This window comes from Pseudoflavonifractor sp. An184, assembly GCF_002160305.1.
In the GTDB taxonomy this organism is placed as follows: Bacteria; Bacillota; Clostridia; order Oscillospirales; family Oscillospiraceae; genus Lawsonibacter; species Lawsonibacter pullicola.
The window spans coordinates 83,279-99,083 of sequence record NZ_NFKI01000005.1 but is presented as its reverse complement, the minus strand read 5'-3'; the positions used below and the strand labels follow the sequence as shown (position 1 = coordinate 99,083).

At 64.6% G+C, this 15,805-nt stretch carries 19 protein-coding genes; 7 read left to right on the top strand and 12 right to left on the bottom strand.

The annotated features are described in order from the left end of the window. The 4 genes from B5F19_RS17400 to pepF form a co-directional block, all read left to right on the top strand. Window positions 1-459 (top strand): hypothetical protein (locus tag B5F19_RS17400; protein WP_087288112.1); only part of this gene is annotated, 459 nt, incomplete at its 5' end. 74 nt (window positions 460-533) lie between these two features. Then, entirely contained in the window at window positions 534-1,466 is a 933-nt protein-coding gene (locus tag B5F19_RS03675; RefSeq protein WP_087288110.1) for an alpha/beta hydrolase, read from the top strand. A 54-nt stretch (window positions 1,467-1,520) separates the two neighbouring features. Continuing rightward, window positions 1,521-2,534, top strand: coding sequence for an alpha-hydroxy-acid oxidizing protein (locus B5F19_RS03670; protein ID WP_087288108.1), 1,014 nt, complete (start codon window positions 1,521-1,523; stop codon window positions 2,532-2,534). Between the two features lie 119 nt (window positions 2,535-2,653). Beyond that, window positions 2,654-4,462: an oligoendopeptidase F gene (pepF, locus tag B5F19_RS03665; protein ID WP_087288106.1), complete on the top strand. Its 1,809-nt coding sequence runs from the start codon at window positions 2,654-2,656 to the stop codon at window positions 4,460-4,462. A 207-nt stretch (window positions 4,463-4,669) separates the two neighbouring features. Here the strand turns inward: pepF and recO are convergent, their stop codons facing one another. The 7 genes from recO to B5F19_RS03635 all read right to left on the bottom strand — a co-directional run bounded on the left by recO (window position 4,670) and on the right by B5F19_RS03635 (window position 9,296). Beyond that, complete coding sequence (gene recO, locus B5F19_RS03660; protein ID WP_087288104.1) at window positions 4,670-5,419, bottom strand: DNA repair protein RecO; 750 nt, start codon at window positions 5,417-5,419, stop codon at window positions 4,670-4,672. Window positions 5,420-5,457: 38 nt separating this feature from the next. Next, window positions 5,458-5,655 carry a hypothetical protein gene (locus B5F19_RS03655; protein ID WP_087288102.1) on the bottom strand — a complete coding sequence of 66 codons (198 nt, stop codon included), beginning with the start codon at window positions 5,653-5,655 and terminating at the stop codon, window positions 5,458-5,460. 321 nt (window positions 5,656-5,976) lie between these two features. Then, a complete protein-coding gene (gene era / locus B5F19_RS03650) occupies window positions 5,977-6,873 on the bottom strand; it encodes a GTPase Era (RefSeq protein WP_087288100.1) in 897 nt (298 codons plus the stop codon). Between the two features lie 1,018 nt (window positions 6,874-7,891). Beyond that, window positions 7,892-8,053, bottom strand: a complete 162-nt coding sequence (locus tag B5F19_RS17395; RefSeq protein ID WP_162612509.1) for a hypothetical protein — start codon at window positions 8,051-8,053, stop codon at window positions 7,892-7,894. Further along, the gene (ybeY, locus tag B5F19_RS03645) at window positions 8,050-8,784 is read right to left on the bottom strand and encodes an rRNA maturation RNase YbeY (RefSeq protein ID WP_087288098.1); all 735 of its coding nucleotides are present in this window, start codon (window positions 8,782-8,784) and stop codon (window positions 8,050-8,052) included. Before ybeY ends, B5F19_RS17395 begins: the two co-directional genes overlap by 4 nt. A gap of 63 nt (window positions 8,785-8,847) precedes the next feature. Next, on the bottom strand, window positions 8,848-9,072 hold the full coding sequence (locus B5F19_RS03640; protein WP_087288096.1) for a helix-turn-helix transcriptional regulator: 225 nt from the start codon (window positions 9,070-9,072) through the stop codon (window positions 8,848-8,850). Then, window positions 9,069-9,296 carry a helix-turn-helix transcriptional regulator gene (locus tag B5F19_RS03635; RefSeq protein ID WP_087288094.1) on the bottom strand — a complete coding sequence of 76 codons (228 nt, stop codon included), beginning with the start codon at window positions 9,294-9,296 and terminating at the stop codon, window positions 9,069-9,071. Before B5F19_RS03635 ends, B5F19_RS03640 begins: the two co-directional genes overlap by 4 nt. 80 nt (window positions 9,297-9,376) lie before the next feature. Here B5F19_RS03635 and B5F19_RS03630 point away from each other — a divergent pair, with 80 nt between their 5' ends. Next, a complete protein-coding gene (locus B5F19_RS03630) occupies window positions 9,377-9,559 on the top strand; it encodes a hypothetical protein (RefSeq protein WP_087288092.1) in 183 nt (60 codons plus the stop codon). Window positions 9,560-9,570: 11 nt separating this feature from the next. On the opposite strand, the gene B5F19_RS03625 is transcribed toward B5F19_RS03630, so the two are convergent. The 4 genes from B5F19_RS03625 to B5F19_RS03610 form a co-directional block, all read right to left on the bottom strand. After that, the gene (locus B5F19_RS03625; RefSeq protein ID WP_087288090.1) at window positions 9,571-10,380 is read right to left on the bottom strand and encodes an energy-coupling factor transporter transmembrane component T; all 810 of its coding nucleotides are present in this window, start codon (window positions 10,378-10,380) and stop codon (window positions 9,571-9,573) included. Between the two features lies 1 nt (window position 10,381). Then, the gene (locus tag B5F19_RS03620) at window positions 10,382-11,248 is read right to left on the bottom strand and encodes an energy-coupling factor transporter ATPase (protein ID WP_087288088.1); all 867 of its coding nucleotides are present in this window, start codon (window positions 11,246-11,248) and stop codon (window positions 10,382-10,384) included. 159 nt (window positions 11,249-11,407) lie between these two features. Further along, on the bottom strand, window positions 11,408-12,271 hold the full coding sequence (locus B5F19_RS03615; RefSeq protein WP_087288086.1) for an energy-coupling factor transporter ATPase: 864 nt from the start codon (window positions 12,269-12,271) through the stop codon (window positions 11,408-11,410). An 82-nt stretch (window positions 12,272-12,353) separates the two neighbouring features. Then, window positions 12,354-13,217, bottom strand: coding sequence for a class I SAM-dependent methyltransferase (locus tag B5F19_RS03610; RefSeq protein ID WP_087288084.1), 864 nt, complete (start codon window positions 13,215-13,217; stop codon window positions 12,354-12,356). A 203-nt stretch (window positions 13,218-13,420) separates the two neighbouring features. Here B5F19_RS03610 and B5F19_RS03605 point away from each other — a divergent pair, with 203 nt between their 5' ends. Together B5F19_RS03605 and B5F19_RS03600 are read left to right on the top strand one after the other, a co-directional pair. After that, a complete protein-coding gene (locus B5F19_RS03605; RefSeq protein WP_087288082.1) occupies window positions 13,421-14,488 on the top strand; it encodes a pyruvate kinase in 1,068 nt (355 codons plus the stop codon). Beyond that, on the top strand, window positions 14,476-15,075 hold the full coding sequence (locus tag B5F19_RS03600; RefSeq protein WP_087288080.1) for an NAD(P)H-dependent oxidoreductase: 600 nt from the start codon (window positions 14,476-14,478) through the stop codon (window positions 15,073-15,075). The genes B5F19_RS03605 and B5F19_RS03600 overlap by 13 nt, the downstream gene beginning before the upstream one ends. Before the next feature lie 63 nt (window positions 15,076-15,138). On the opposite strand, the gene B5F19_RS03595 is transcribed toward B5F19_RS03600, so the two are convergent. Further along, on the bottom strand, window positions 15,139-15,672 hold the full coding sequence (locus tag B5F19_RS03595; RefSeq protein ID WP_087288078.1) for a hypothetical protein: 534 nt from the start codon (window positions 15,670-15,672) through the stop codon (window positions 15,139-15,141). Between the last annotated feature and the right edge of the window lie 133 nt (window positions 15,673-15,805).

Genomic DNA, 15,805 nt, shown 5'->3' with positions numbered 1-15,805 from the left:
GCCCCGGAACAGCCGCCGGAGACGGCCCCCCAAGTCCCCCTCACCTGCCTGGGGGAGGGCTCCCGGCCCTACACCCAGGCCATCCGGGACATGATGGACCAGACCCGGGGCTTTCTCCGCTCCCTCCAGGCCCTGTCCCGCCGGTCGGGCAGCCGGGCGGCCCGGGTCCTGTCCGGAATCGCCGGCGACCTGCGCCGGGAGGAGCGCCGCCTGTCCACCGCCCACTTTCTCATCACCGGGGAGCGGTACAGCCCCAGCCAGGCCGGAGCCGCCCCCTCCGGCCCCCTGCCCCTGGTCCTGCGCACCCTCTTTCAGCAGCTCCACCAGCGCGCCGCCCAGGCCCGTGCCGCCGCTCAGGGGATGGGGGACCCCTGCCTCCAGCAGCTGTTTCAGGACCTGGGGGAGGACGCGGAGTTCCACGCCCAGCGCCTGCGCGCCCTTCTGGAGGAGATACCGTAAGGTTTGGCTGGCCATTTCCGCCCATCTGTGGTACAGTGGAGAACAGATACCATGCAAGAAAGAAGGTCTGCTCCATGCCGGAACTGCTGGAATTCCGATACTCCTCCGCCCGCTCCGGGCACACCATCTACGCCCAGGAGCTGTGCCCGGACACGCCGCCCCGGGCGGTCATTCAGATCGTCCACGGAGTGGCGGAGCACATGGGCCGGTATGAGGAGGTATCCCGGTTTCTCGCCGCCCACGGCTTCCTGGTGTGCGGCGAGGACCACCTGGGCCACGGAAAGACGGTGGAGGACGGCTCTTACGGCTTCTTCGCCCCCAAAGGCGGCTGGGATTTGGTGGTCCGGGACGTCCGCCGCCTGCGGGAGCTGGAGGGGGAGAAATACCCCTCCCTGCCCTATTTCCTTCTGGGTCACTCCATGGGCTCCTTCCTGACCCGCACCTACCTGATCCAGTACCCGGGCACCCTGGACGGGGTGATCCTCTCGGGCACCGGCCAGGAGCCCGCTCCCCTGGTGGCCCTGGGCAGGGCTCTGGCCTCCCTGGAGTGCCGCCGCCTGGGCAGCCAGGGGGTGAGCCCCCTGGTGGACGCCCTCTCCCTGGGGGCCTACAACCGCCGCTTCCGCCCCAACCGCACCGGCGCCGACTGGATCTCCAGCGACCCGGCGGCGGTGGACGCCTATCTGGCCGACCCTCTCTGCCGCCCCAAGCCCACCGTGTCCATGTTCCGGGACATGATGGGGGGACTGCAATTCATCGCCAAGCCGGACAATCTGCGGAACATGAGGGCGGACACCCCGGCGCTCTTTCTCTCCGGGGACCGGGACCCGGTGGGCGGCATGGGCCGAGGGGTGCGGAAGGTCCTGCGGATGTTCCTGGACGCGGGCTGCACCGACGTGACCCTGAAGCTCTACCCCGGCGGCCGCCACGAGATGTTCCACGAGGTCCGCCAGCGGGAGGTCTTTGAGGACCTGCTGGCCTGGCTGGAGGACAAGCTGCCCTCTTGACGCTCCTCCCCATTTTGGCTACAATGTTTCCGAAGCAATAAGGAGGGGTTTTTTGTGACCTATCAGGAAGTTCTGGCCGCCGCACGCACCTGCAGCGGCCCCAGCTGCAAGGCCTGCCCGGTGTGCAACGGGCGCGCCTGCGGCAGCACCATGCCCGGCCCCGGCGCCAAGGGCACCGGCACCGTGGCCATCCGCAACTATGAGGCCTGGCAGAACATTGATTTGAACATGGATACCATCTGCGAAAACAAGCCGGTGGACACCACGTTCCGGTTCTTCGGCGAGACCTACGCCCTGCCCGTGTTCGCCGGTCCCGTGGGGGCGGTGAATCTCCACTACGGAGACAAGTACAACGATCTGGAGTACAACAGCATTCTGGTCCCCGCCTGCGTCCAGGCGGGCATCGCCGCCTTCACCGGCGACGGCACCAACCCGGATGTGTTCACCGCCGCCTCCGCCGCCATCGGGGCCGCGGGCGGCAAGGGCATCCCCACCGTGAAGCCCTGGGACCGGGACACCCTGTACGCCAAGCTGGACGCGGCCAAGGCCTCCGGCGCCAAGGTGTTCGCCATGGACATCGACGCCGCCGGGCTGCCCTTCCTGAAGGGGCTCACGCCCCCCGCCGGGTCCAAGACGGTGGCCGAGCTGCGGGAGATCATCGAGTACATCAAGGTGCCCTTCATCCTCAAGGGCGTCATGACGGTGAAGGGCGCGCAGAAGGCCCTGGAGGCCGGGGCCGCCGGCATCGTGGTGTCCAACCACGGCGGCCGGGTCCAGGACGGCGTCCCCGCCACCGCCCAGGTCCTCCCCGCCATCGCCGACGCGGTGAAGGGGCAGATGACCATTCTGGTGGACGGCGGCATCCGCACCGGCGTGGACGTGCTGAAGGCGCTGGCCCTGGGGGCCGACGGCGTGCTGCTGGCCCGTCCCTATGTCACCGCCGTGTACGGCGGCGGGGCCGAGGGGGTCCAGGTGCTCACCCAGAAGCTCAAGGGCGAGCTGGAGGACACCATGGCCATGTGCGGGGTCCACAGCCTGTCCGAGATCACCCGGGACCTGATTTTCTGATTTCCTGCTGACAAGAGGGGGCGGCCGCTGGCCGCCTCCCTTTTTCTGCTCACTTGCCATATTTTTTGTCCCGTGGTACCATACTGGTATCATCCACTTTTCTAACAGGAGGTTTTTCCATGTCTCAAGCCAAAGCCATCCCGGAGCGCAGCCAGATCGCCCCGGAGTTCACCTGGAACACCGCCGACCTCTACCCCACCGACCAGGCCTGGCAGGAGGACTTCTCCCGCCTCCAGGCCATGGTGCCCAAGCTGGCCGCCTGCGCCGGCCGCCTGGGGGAGAGCGCGGACGCCCTGTATGCGTACGTCACCCTGGAGCAGGAGGCCGGGGAGCTGCTGGTGAAGCTGATGGACTACGCCCAGCGGAGAAGCGACGAGGACACCCGGGTCCCCGAGTACCAGGCCATGGTGGGCAAGATCACCAGCCAGTACGTGGCCCTCTCCCAGGCGGTGTCCTTTGAGATCCCCGAGGTTTTACGCATTCCCACCGAGACCCTGGAGCGGTTCTATGGGGAAAAGCCGGAGCTGGAGCTGTACCGCCGGTATTTTACTATCATCCAGGACCGCCGGGAGCACACCCTGTCCGACTCCGAGGAGAAGCTGTTGGCGGGCGTAGGGGAGCTGGCCCAGGCTCCGGACGACATCTTCTCCAAGCTGGCCGACGCGGATTTGACCTTCCCCGACGCGGTGGACGGGAAGGGGGAGAAGCACCCCCTGTCCAACGGCTCCTACACCCTGCTCATGGCCAGCGAGGACCGGGCCCTGCGCAAATCCGCCTTTGAGAACCTGTACGCCGTCTACGGGGGCGTGAAGAACACCATGGCCGCCACCCTCTCCGCCCAGGTGAAGCAGCTCCAGTTCTTCGCCGCCGCCCGGAAGTACCCCAGCGCCCTGGCCGCCTCTCTGGATGGCACCCGGGTGCCGGAGGCGGTCTACCACAACCTGATCTCCACCGTCCGGGCCAACCTGGACAAGATGCACCGGTATGTCCGCCTGCGGAAAAAGCTGCTGGGAGTGGACGAGCTGCACATGTACGACGTGTACGCCCCCATGGTGTCCGGCGTCGACGCCAAGATCCCCTATGAGGAGGCCAAGGAGACCGTCTATCAGGCGGTGGCCCCCCTGGGCAAGGAGTACCAGGCCATCATCCGGGAGGGTCTGGACAACCGGTGGATCGACGTGTACGAAAATGTGGGCAAGCGCTCCGGGGGCTATATGTCCGGCTCCATGGTCCATCCCTATATCCTCTTAAACTACCAGGACGATTTGGACGGCATGTTCACCCTGGCCCACGAGCTGGGCCACGCGGTCCACTCCTATCTGTCCAACAAGACGCAGCCCACCGTGTACCGGGACTATGTGATCTTCGTGGCCGAGGTGGCCTCCACCTGCAACGAGGCCCTGCTCATGGAGCATCTGCTGAAAAGCACCACGGACAAGCGCCGCCGGGCCTGGCTCATCAACCACTTCCTGGAGCAGTTCAAGGGCACCCTGTACCGGCAGACCATGTTCGCCGAGTTCGAGCTGCGCATGGGCGAGCTGTCCGCCCAGGGGGAGGCCCTCACCGCCGACCTGCTCAGCCGGGAGTACAGGGCCCTCAACGAGGCCTACTTCGGCCCCGACATGGTCTCCGACGGCCAGATCGCCCTGGAGTGGTCCCGCATCCCCCACTTCTACTACAACTACTATGTGTTCCAGTACGCCACCGGCTACTCCGCCGCCATCGCCCTGTCCCGGCGGATCTTGCAGGAGGGAGAGCCCGCCGTGAAGGACTATCTGGAGTTCCTCTCCGGCGGGTGCAGCAAGGACCCCATCGACCTGCTGAAGGGGGCCGGGGTGGACATGGCCTCCCCCCAGCCCATCCAGTCGGCCCTGGACCTGTTCGATTCCCTGCTGGACGAGATGGAAACTCTGACCGACTTTTCTTAAATCCTATTTTTTATATGTTCCCGCCCCCGCAGGGGGGCGGGAACACCAGGAAAAATACGGCTCTGGGCACGCCCCCTACTTTTCTTGAAAGAAAAGTAGGCAAAAGAACTTTGTGCGAAACTGCGTTTCGCCTCTTGGCAAATCCACATCCGGGTTCAAAAAAGCGCCGCTGGCAGTGTACCTTGCCAGCGGCGTTTTTTGCCCCGCTCACAGGGCCATCTGCTTATAGAAGTCCAGGGTGCGGAACCCCCGCTCCAGCTGGGTGAGCAGATAGGCCTCTGTAATTCCTCCCAGCTGCTTGAGGCCCTCCTCCCCCAGCTGGAAGGAGAACAGCCGCTTGGGGTCCCCGTAGACGATGTGCCGCATGGCGGCCAGCACGCCGCCGTCCACCGGCATGGAGATACCGTCCCCCACCTCCCCCCGGCAGGCGGCGCAGTGGAGCACCCCCTCCCGCAGGTGGAAGCGGGGGTCCTCCGGCGGCTCCCTCCCGCACACGGCGCAGGCGTCCAGCAGGGGGCCGTACCCCGCCAGGCACAGGCACCGCAGCTCAAAGGCGGCCTTCACCAGGGCGGGGGGCCGGTCCAGCTTGTCCAGGGCGTGGAGGCTGTTGAGCAGCAGGGCGAGCAGCTCCGGGTTGGGCACCCCCTCCACCGCCAGCAGCTCGGTGACCTCCGCCCCGTAGCAGCCCAGAGCGAACTTTACAAGGTCGTCCCGCATCCCCCGGAACTCCCGCTCCACCGCCGCCTCCTGGACCGCCCAGCGGCCCCGGTGCTCATAGAGCACCATGTCCGACCACACCAGCAGCTGACAGCCGGCGGCGATGGGGCTCCCCTTCTTCCGGCAGCCCCGGCCGGAGGCGGTGAGCTTGCCCGCCTCCTGGGTGAGCAGGGTCAAAATTTTGTCCGATTCCTTATAGGCGGTCTCCCGCAGGACCAGCGCCTTGGTGCGCATGTGCATGTCTTCACGCTCCCAGCATGTAAAGAGCCCGCTCCGGTTCAGAGCGGGCCAGCGGACGTCTCCGTCTTTTTCTCGGAGCTCCACCCCGGCGGAGGCATCCCCACCGAGCCGGGCAGTCCGGGGGGCGGCATGGGCGGCAGCACGGCCTCCTGCCTCTCCCCTTCGGACCGGACCGCCAGATAGGCCTCCGGCAGCCCGGTGGCAAAAAACAGCTTCCACATCCCTGCTTGATCCATTTCGTGCCCTCCCGTCTCTCTTTCTGTGCCCTTAGCGTGGCAGAAATGGTCGAACCCTATGTGTGGAACATTCCGGCTGTCTAAATTTGCCCCGGCTTTTCCGGAAAGAAAATCCGGCAAAAGAACTTCCTGCGAAACTTCGTTTCGCCTCTGCCCCCTTGAAGCTCTCAGAACATCGCGGTCCCGCCCTACCCGATTCGCCCGGTCAACGGGGAGCAAATACCGCCCCCTCATCCGCCCCAGTGTGCGCACTGGGGCACCTTCCCCCCAGGGGGAAGGCTAGAGAGGAGTGCAGGCGGCGAAACTCCCCTGCACTCTATCTTACTCGTCCCGATACCCAAAATTCCGGATCAAATTCACGTTATCTCTCCAGTTCTCTTTCACCTTCACCCAGGTCTGGAGGAAAACCTTGGTCCCCATGAACCGCTCCATATCCTGCCGGGCCAGGGAGGAGATCTTTTTCAGCATGGCTCCCCCCTTGCCGATGATGATGCCCTTGTGGCTGTTCTTCTCACAGTAGATGGTGGCGTCGATCTCGATGACCTCGTCGTCCCGCTCGGAGAACTTGGTGATCTCCACCGCCGTGCCGTGGGGGATCTCCTTGTCCAGGCACAAAAGGAGCTTTTCTCTTAAAATTTCCGCCATCATCTGCCGCTCGGGCTGGTCGGAGATCATGTCCTCGGGGAACAGCTGGGGCCCCTCGGGCAGGAAGCCCTCCAGCACCCCCAGCAGTTCCTCCACCCCCTCGCCGTTCTTGGCGGAGATGGGCATTACGGCGGTAAAGTCGTGGGCCTGGGTGTAGGTCTGGATGACCTCCAGCAGCTTCTCCTTGTGCTCCAGGGTGTCCACCTTGTTGATGACCAGCACCGAGGGGCAGCCCAGGGTCTTGATCCGGGCGATGAGCTCCGCCTCCGGGGCGCCGATGTTGGGGATGGGCTCCACCAGCAGGAGCACCGCGTCCACGTCGGCCACGCTCTCCTTCACCACGTTCACCATGTAGTCCCCCAGGCGGGTGCGGGCCTTGTGCAGGCCCGGGGTGTCCACAAAGACGAACTGGCACTCCCCACGGTTCAGGATGGCCGAGATGCGGTTGCGGGTGGTCTGGGGCTTGTTGGTGACAATGGCCACCTTCTCCCCCACCAGGGCGTTGGTCAGGGTGGATTTGCCCACGTTGGGGCGGCCGCAAAGGGTAATAATTCCAGATTTTTTGATCGACATCAGATGATCCTCACTTTCTTGTTTGGGGGCGAGCAGTTTTCCCATTCTTACTTAATTTGCTGGGGGAATTTCGCCATCTATTCTTCTCTAGCCTTCCCCCTGGGGGGAAGGTGGCCCGAAGGGCCGGATGAGGGGGCGATGATGGAGTTCCTTCGCTCGTCGGGGGGGATTTCGCCGCCGGGGGACGCGGCAGGGGCGAACTTCGTTCGCCATGACGGCATACCCCCGGTCCCCCATTACGGGGGACGCGTACCTGCTGGATTTTACAGCATTTCCGGCGCGCAAAATCTGAGCGGCTGGTCTGAATTCCCGCCGACCCACTGGGGCCTTAGTAAGCAAAAATTTCAGGTTCCGCGGCTCCATTCCTGCGCCTGGGTTTGCCGAGCAGACGGTACCGGGTCCGTTGACGGCGGGAGGCCCAAGGGCCTCCCCTATCCAAACTCGGAAGTTCTCCTTAAAACCCGTAGGGGAGGGGCTTGCCCCTCCCGCGGGCCAGTCTGGGACCGGCCCCTACGAAAAGAACGCATCCGCTCCGTTATTCGTTGTAGGGGCGGGTCCCAGCCCCACCTGTCCCCGAGATTCCATCCCATGTAGGGCGCGGCCTCCCGGACGCGCCGCCCCAGACCATTCCGTAGGGGCGGCACACCGGGCCGCCCGGGATCGACCCGATGAGGACATTGGGCCCTGCAAAAACGCAGCAGTTCTCGTATCCACCGTTCCACTGAGCCGCACTTGAGCCCAAACACGCCAAAAGGCGCGCTTTCTGCCAGGAGGAACAGAACTGAAAGGTTACCAAACCCTCAGCGGCAGCGGTAATAGAACGGAAACTGGTCAGCTGAACCGCCTGCGCCTTTGCGACGACTGCCAAGGCCGCTTAATTGAGGCCCCCGCAAAATGGGGTCCAGGGGCGGCGAATATGAGCGCGAAGCGCTCATCCTGAGCCGCGCCCTGGTGCTTCTTTGGTTTCTTTCTGGGCATCCAGAAAGAAACTCGCCGCCGGGGCGGCGAAACTCCCCGCTTACTTCACCAGCTTCTTCCACAGCCACCAGAAGGCGGCCAGCGCGGCGCACACCGAGGCGGCCATCACGGCCAGATCCCTGGGGCTGATCTCCAGCTCCGCCTCCACCGGTTTTTCTTCCTCCTCCAGAGGGGCCAGACGCAGATAGGGGGGTGTGCTCATGGCGTTTCCTCCTCCATTTCCCGGGTAATGCCCAGCTTGTCCAGAATAAACTCCTCATGCACGCGCATCTGCCGCTTCATGGGCCCCTCGTCCATGTGGTCATAGCCCAGCAGGTGGAGCACCGAGTGGACGGTGAGATAGCTCAGCTCCCGCTCCACGCTGTGGCCGAACTCCCCGGCCTGGGCCGCCGCCCGCTCCAGGGAGATGCACATGTCCCCCAGGGGGACCAGGCCGCTCTCCGGGTCCTCGTCCCCCGCCTCCGGCTTCTCCCCCGGCTTGAGGTCAAACATGGGGAAGGACAGCACGTCGGTGGGGCGGTCCACCTGCCGCATCTCCCGGTTCACCTGGTGGATGCCCTCGTCGTCGGTGAGCAGTACGTTGATCTCACAGGGCAGGTCCACCCCCTCCGCCGCCAGGGCGGCGGAGATCACCCGGCGGAGCAGGTCCTCCGTCCCCTCCGGGACCTCCACCTCGGCCTCCAGCATGATCTGGTGCTCCGGCGCGGGGAGGGCGCCGCCGTTGACCTCCCGCACGTCGGTGCGGCCGGCCAGATAATCCAGCGAAACCTCAAACAGGTCGGCAATCGCCACAAAATTCGAGAAGTTCGGCAGATTTCCGTCGGCCTCCAGCCGCTGATAGTTGCGGTAGGCAATGGAAATCGCCTCCGCCGCCTGCACCTGGGTAAGCCCCTTCTCTGTCCGCAGTTCTTTCAGTCTCTCATTGAATATCATGGTTCTTCTCCCATTGACACGTATATTTTTATCGTGTATAATGAGGGCGATAAAAATATCGTTTTACTCTTTTCCGCAGATACTCCGCACGTCGGTGCGGCCCATCAGCCAATCCACAGAAACTCCATAGCAATCCGCAATCTTCATCAGCGTGTCGTAATGCGTCTTGTTCCCGTCCAGCTCCAATCTCTGATAGCTTCTGGGCGGAATACCAATGGCCTTTGCCGCCGCCTCCTGAGTATAGGAGCGCTCGATCCTCAGCAGTTTCAGCCGGTCATTGAATATCATGCTTCCCGCTTCCCCCCATTGACCGCTCTCCTATCGGTGCGGCCCATCAGCCAGTCAATGGACACTCCATAAAAATCGGCAATCGACAGCAGCGTGTCACCCCTTGGAGTCGCGCCCAATTCCAGATCTTGATACCCGCGGGGAGACAGTCCCACGTTCCGCGCGGCCTGCGCCTGGGTCAGTTTGGCCTCTTTCCGCAGAATCCGAATCCGCTCTGAAAACACGGCCCCCGCTCCTCTCCTAAATCCGGTGCTTTTCTTAAAATACGCACAGCTCTTTCGATCCAAACAAAGGAGGAATTTCCATGGAAAACGAGATCCCCAACATTGTGGACGAGCTCTACCGCTACTTCGTCACCCAGCCGGACCCGCGGCTCTGGCCGGACCACCTTCAGTCCAGCCCCATCCAGGGGCACGGGCTCTGGTCCTTCTACCAGGGCCTGCGGCTGGGGATGCAGCTGACGGACGCCTGCCTGGAGAAAATCTGACCCGGGCGGGCTTACAGCCCGAAATGTCCCAGGACGCCCACCAGGACCGCGATCACCAGGAAGAACACCAGCACCGCCCAGTCCTTCCCCGCGTATTTCAGCTGGCGCAGGCGGGTGCGCCCCTCGCCGCCGTGGTAGCAGCGGCACTCCATGGCCACCGCCAGCTCCTCCGCCCGGCGGAAGGCGGAGATGAACAGGGGCACCAGCAGGGGGATCAGGGCCTTGGCCCGCTGGACCAGGTTGCCGCTCTCAAAGTCGGCCCCCCGGGCCCGCTGGGCGGACATGATCTTGTCCGTCTCCTCGATAAGGGTGGGGATGAACCGCAGGGCAATGGACATCATCATGGCCAGCTCGTGCACCGGCACCTTGATCTTCTTCAGGGGACCCAGCAGGGACTCCAGCCCGTCGGTGAGCAGGATGGGGGAGGTGGTGTAGGTGAGCAGGAAGGTGCCCGCAATGAGCATCAGGATGCGGATGACCATGAAGAAGGCGTTCTGCACCCCCTCCAGGGTGACGGTGAGAATCCACACCTGGAACAGCACGTGCTCCCCCGGGGTGTAGAACAGGTTCAAAACGGCGGTGAAGATCAGGATGAACACCACCGGCTTCATGCCCCGGACCAGAGACTTCACCGGCACGGTGGAGACCTTCACGGACAGGGCCAGCAGGGCGAACATGATGGCGTAGGTGACAAAGGACTTGGCCAGAAACAGGGCCACAATATAGATCACCACCGCCAGGATCTTGGTGCGGGGGTCCAGCCGGTGGACCAGGGAGTGGCCGGGGAAATACTGGCCCAGAGTAATGTCTTTCAGTGCCATCTCAGCCCACCCCCTTCTTGGCCACTGCGTCCAGAATGGCCCGCTTGGCCTGCTCCACGGTGTACACAGAGGAGCCCACGTCCACGCCCATGGCCTTCAGGCGGTTGAACACCCGGGTCATCTGGGGAATCCCCAGGCCCATGTCCTCCAGCTCCTGTCCGTGCTGGAACACCTGGCTGGGCGCCCCCTCCAGGGCGATTGTTCCGTCGTTGACCACAACCAGCCGGTCCACCGTCCGGGCCATCTCCTCCATGGAGTGGGAGACCATGATGATGGTGGCGTTCTGGGCCTTGTGATAGGCCCGGATGTTGCTCAGGATGGACTCGGTGCCCACCGGGTCCAGTCCGGCGGTGGGCTCGTCCAGGATGAGCACCTTGGGCTCCATGGCGATGACCCCGGCGATGGCCACCCGGCGCTTCTGGCCGCCGGAGAGCTCGAAGGGGGACTGGCCGAGCTGGTCGTCCCGCAGGCCCACAAAGTAGGCCGCCGAGCGCACCCGCCGGTCCACCTCCTTCTCGTCCAGGCCCATGTTCCTGGGGCCGAAGGAGATGTCCTTGTATACCGTCTCCTCAAAGAGCTGGTATTCCGGGTACTGGAACACCAGCCCCACCTGAAACCGGGTGCGGCGGGTGGTCTTCAGGTCGGTCCAGATATCCGTCCCCTGGAACAGGACCTGGCCCGAGGTGGGCTTGAGCAGGCCGTTCAGGTGCTGGATCAGGGTGGACTTGCCCGAGCCGGTGTGGCCGATGATGCCCAGGTACTCCCCGGGGTAGGCGGCAAAGTCCACGTCCGCCAGGGCGGCCCGCTCAAAGGGGGTCCCGGCGCTGTAAATATGGGAGAGTTTTTTTGTCTCCAGTATTGCTTCCATCCGTTGTGTTCCGTCCTTTGTTTTAAAGTGGTGCATGCCCTTTTGGGGTCACGCCCGTTGGAGAGTGAAGAGCTAAGAGTGGAGAGTGAAGATATGGTATTCGCCGCAGGCGAATGATTTGAAATGGTCCGGCTTCGCCGGACACAATATCTCCACTCTTTACTCTTTACTCTTTACTCTGCATAAAAGTTCCTTCAGCGCCTGGGCGCACTCCTCGTCGCTGAGGGCGTCCAGGGGCACGTCCAACCCCTCCCGGCGCAGCTCCCAGAGGAGCTCGGTGGTGTCGGGGACGGTGAGGCCCACGGACTTGAGGCCCTCCACGTCCTGGAACACCTCCTTGGGGGCGCCGTCGGCCACCACCCTGCCCTTGGCCATGACCACCAGGCGGTCGGCCTGGGCGGCCTCATCCATGTGGTGGGTGATGAGGACCACGGTGACCCCCCGCTCCCGGTTCAGGGTCTTGATGGTGCGCAGCACGTCGGCCCGGCCGATGGGATCCAGCATGGCGGTGGGCTCGTCCAGGACGATGCACCGGGGCTCCATGGCGATGACCCCGGCGATGGCGATGCGCTGCTTCTGGCCGCCGGAGAGGAGGTGGGGGGCGTGCTCCCGGTACTGGTACATGCCCACCGCCTTCAGGGCGTCGTCCACCCGCCGGCGGATCTCCTCCGGGGGCACCCCCAGGTTCTCCGGGGCGAAGGCCACGTCCTCCTCCACCACGTTGGCCACGATCTGGTTGTCCGGGTTCTGGAACACCATGCCCACCGTGCGGCGGATGTCCAGCAGCTTGTCCTCGTCGGCGGTGTCCATGCCGTCCACATACACCTTGCCCCCGGTGGGGAGCAGGATGGCGTTCATGTGCTTGGCCAGGGTGGACTTGCCGCTGCCGTTGTGGCCCAGAACAGCCACGAAGGAGCCCTCCTCAATGTCCAGGGTCACGCCGTCCAGCACGATGGGGGCCACCCCCTCGGCGGTGATATAGGAGAAGCGCACGTCCTCCACGTTGATAATCGATTTTTCCATCAAAGTCCCTCATTGTGTAGGGGCGGCCTTTGGCCGCCAGTGGTAACAGTATGGTGATCGGGCGGGCGGCCAAAGGCCGCCCCTACCGGCATGTCCAGCGGCCGGTGGCCCCGCAGGGGAGGACCAGGCCGCTCTCGGTGACGGGCAGGCCCAGCTCGTCGGAGACGGTGTGCCCGCCGAATTTCTTGGAGATCAGGGTCTCCAGGATGTAGGTGAGCACCGAGGGGGCCAGGCCGGTGGTGTAGGAGTTCAGGATGATGAACAGGGGCTCTTCGGACAGCACCCCGGAGACCAGCTCCACAAAGGGGTACAGGTTCTCCTCCAGCCGCCACACCTCCCCGGAGGGCCCCCGGCCGTAGCTGGGCGGGTCCATGATGATGGCGTCGTACTTGCGGCCCCGGCGGATCTCCCGCTCCACGAACTTGGCGCAGTCGTCCACGATCCAGCGGATGGGGGCGTCCTCCAGGTGGGAGGACCTGGCGTTCTCCCTGGCCCAGGACACCATGCCCCGGGCGGCATCCACATGGCACACGCTGGCCCCGGCGGCGGCGCAGGCCACCGTGGCCCCCCCGGTGTAGGCGAACAGGTTGAGTACGTTGATGGGGCGGCCGGCGGAGCGGATCTGCTCCTGGGCCCAGTCCCAGTTGGCCGCCTGCTCGGGGAACAGGCCGGTGTGCTTGAAGTTCATGGGCTTGATGTTGAAGGTGAGGCTGCCGTAGGAGACGGTCCAGCGCTCGGGCATGGATTTATTCTGCCACTGTCCCCCGCCGCTGGAGGAGCGGGCGTACCGCCCCGCGTTGTGCTTCCAGCCCCGGTGGGTGCGGGGGGTATTCCAAATGGCCTGGGGGTCGGGGCGGACCAGCAGCTGGTCCCCCCACCGCTCCAGCTTCTCCCCCCGGGAGCAGTCGATCAATTCATAGTCCTTCCAGCGGTCGGAACGCCACATATGGGAGCCACCTCTCATACAAATTAAAACTAATACAGTATATCATTCCCGCCGGGGACCGTCAATGAAAAGTGGGGACAATTCCGCCTGAACCGGCCCCGCGGGGGAAAGCCCCGCAAAAGATTCCCGCCTCCCCATTGACGGACGCGGGCGGCCGGGCCATAATAGGGGGCGAAGGCTTCAATAAGAAAGGTGGATCACCTGTGGATTTATACGGAACGCTGGGCGCCTCCTGCGCCCGGCGGGAGATTTTGACGGCCATGTTTCAGGCGGGGATGACCGGTGCCCGGCTGAACCTGTCCCACACCACCCTCCCGGAGTGCGCCTCCCTGCTGGAGGATGAGTTCTGGCCCGCCGCCCGTCAGGCGGGGGTGGAGGCCAGCCTGATCGTGGACCTCCAGGGCCCGGAGCTGCGGGTGGGGCGGCTGGAGGAGCCGGTTCCCCTCCGGGAGGGAAGCTCCGCCCTGCTGGGGGCCGGGGGCATCCCCGTCCCCCGGAGCGTGGTGGAGGCCGCCCGGCCCGGGGACCAGATCTCCCTGGACGACAGCGCCCTCCTGCTCACGGTGGAGGAGGCCGGCCCCGACCGCCTGACCTGCCGGGTGGAGCGGGGCGGACTGCTCAAGAGCCGCAAGAGCCTGGCCCTGCTGGGCCGGGAGGTGGACTCCCCCACCCTGACGGCGGAGGACCGGGCCAACCTGGCCCAGGCCGGCCGGTTTGGGGTGACCCACGTCCTCCAGCCCTTCGTGCGGGGGCGGGAGGACCTTCTCACTCTGCGCTCCGCCCTGGCGGAGCTGGGGCTGGACCAGGTGAAGATCATGGCCAAGATCGAAAACCGGCGGGGAATGGAGAAGCTGGACGAGATTTTGGAGGAGGCGGACGTGATCTGCATTGCCCGGGGGGATCTGGGGAACAGTATGCCCCTGTGGGAGCTCCCCTCCGCCCAGAAGCGCATCGCCCGAACATGCCGGGCGGCGGGAAAACCCTTCTTTGTGGTGACCCAGCTGCTGTGGTCCATGGAGGAGCGGGCGGTGCCCACCCGGGCGGAGGTGAGCGACATCTACAACGCGGTGCTGGACGGCTCCTGCGCCCTGATGCTCACCGGCGAGACCGCCGCGGGCCGCCACCCCCTGGAGGCCATGGAGTACCTGGCCAAAACCGCCCGGTGCGCCCTGCGGGATTTAAACCCGGACGTATCGCTTTTCCGCCCCGAAGGGGGTGGAAACCGCAACAAAACATCGAAATTGGGAGATTCCGTACAATGGAGAACGTGAAACAGATTTTATTTGTCAACGCCTGCATGCGGGGGCCGGAGCGCTCCCGCACCTGGAAGCTGTGCCAGACCTTTTTGAATGCCTGCAAAAACCGCTGGCCGGAGGCGGAAATTCGGGAGCGGGACCTGACCGCCGCTCCCCTGCCGGTACTCACCACAGAGCTGGACGACCGGCGGCACCAGCGCTTCTCCGAAGATCCCCGGGACCCCATGTTCGGCCCGGCCCATGAGGTGGCCCAGGCCGACCTGGTGGTGATCGGGGCCCCCTACTGGGACCTGACCTTCCCAGCGGCCCTGAAGGTCTATCTGGAGTGGGCCAGCATGCTGGGCGTCACCTTCCGCTACACCCAGGAGGGGGAGCAGGTGGGCATGAGCCGTGCCGGGGAGCTGGTCTTTATCACCACCGCCGGAGGCCCTCTGGAGGGGCAGAATTACGGCTTTGACTATCTCAAGGGGCTGGCCGCCATGTTCGGCATCCCCTCCGCCCGGTGTCTGTCCGCCCAGGAGCTGGACATTCAGGGCAACGACCCGGAGGCCATTCTGCGGGAGGCACAGGAGCGGGCCGCAGCATTGGCCGCGGAGCTCTAAACGCAAAACACAGCCGCCAGCGATGTTGGCGGCTGTTTCAATTTCCAATCATAAAATAGGGGATCAGGTTTCAACCACCAGATAGCCGTTGTCCAGCTCCCAGCAGCGCAGGCCCTGGTCCCGGAGGGAGGCGGCCCCCTCTGCGTCCACGCTCTCCCTGATGGTCCGGGCCTCCTCCGTGGTGCGGACGGGATATTCCAGGTAGCTGTCCACCTGGAAGGGGGTGCACAGCGCCACCGCCTCGCCCAGGGGGTTGTCGAAGGTGATGGAGGTCAGGACTCCCTGCTCATAGAGCTTGGTGAATCCCTTGTTGTCGTCCCGGACCGAGGTGACAAAGCCGTCCCGAACCTGGACCTGGTATCCGGCTCCTCCGTAGACCGTGGTCCCGTCCAGGTCCTCCTCCACCACCTCCAGCTCTCCCTGCTCAAAGGCCCACAGTGGGCCGTCCCCCTGGGTGAGGGCCTCCGTCCGCTTGGCGTGCAGGCACCAGTGGTAGAAAATCAGGGAAAACAGCGCGATGGAGACCAGCACCGTGGCCGCCAGCAGGGCGGCCAGCCGGCCCCGGGAGATGCGAATGACAGAATTTGTCCGTTCCATGGGGTGCGCCTCCTATTTCCATGTCAAATGGGGTCCTCTATGGCCCCATCATACCAGATCCGATCCCGCAGAGCAAGAGAAAGGGACGGGTTTCTCTTGTCCGGATTTGGGAAACCTGATATACTATCCAGGT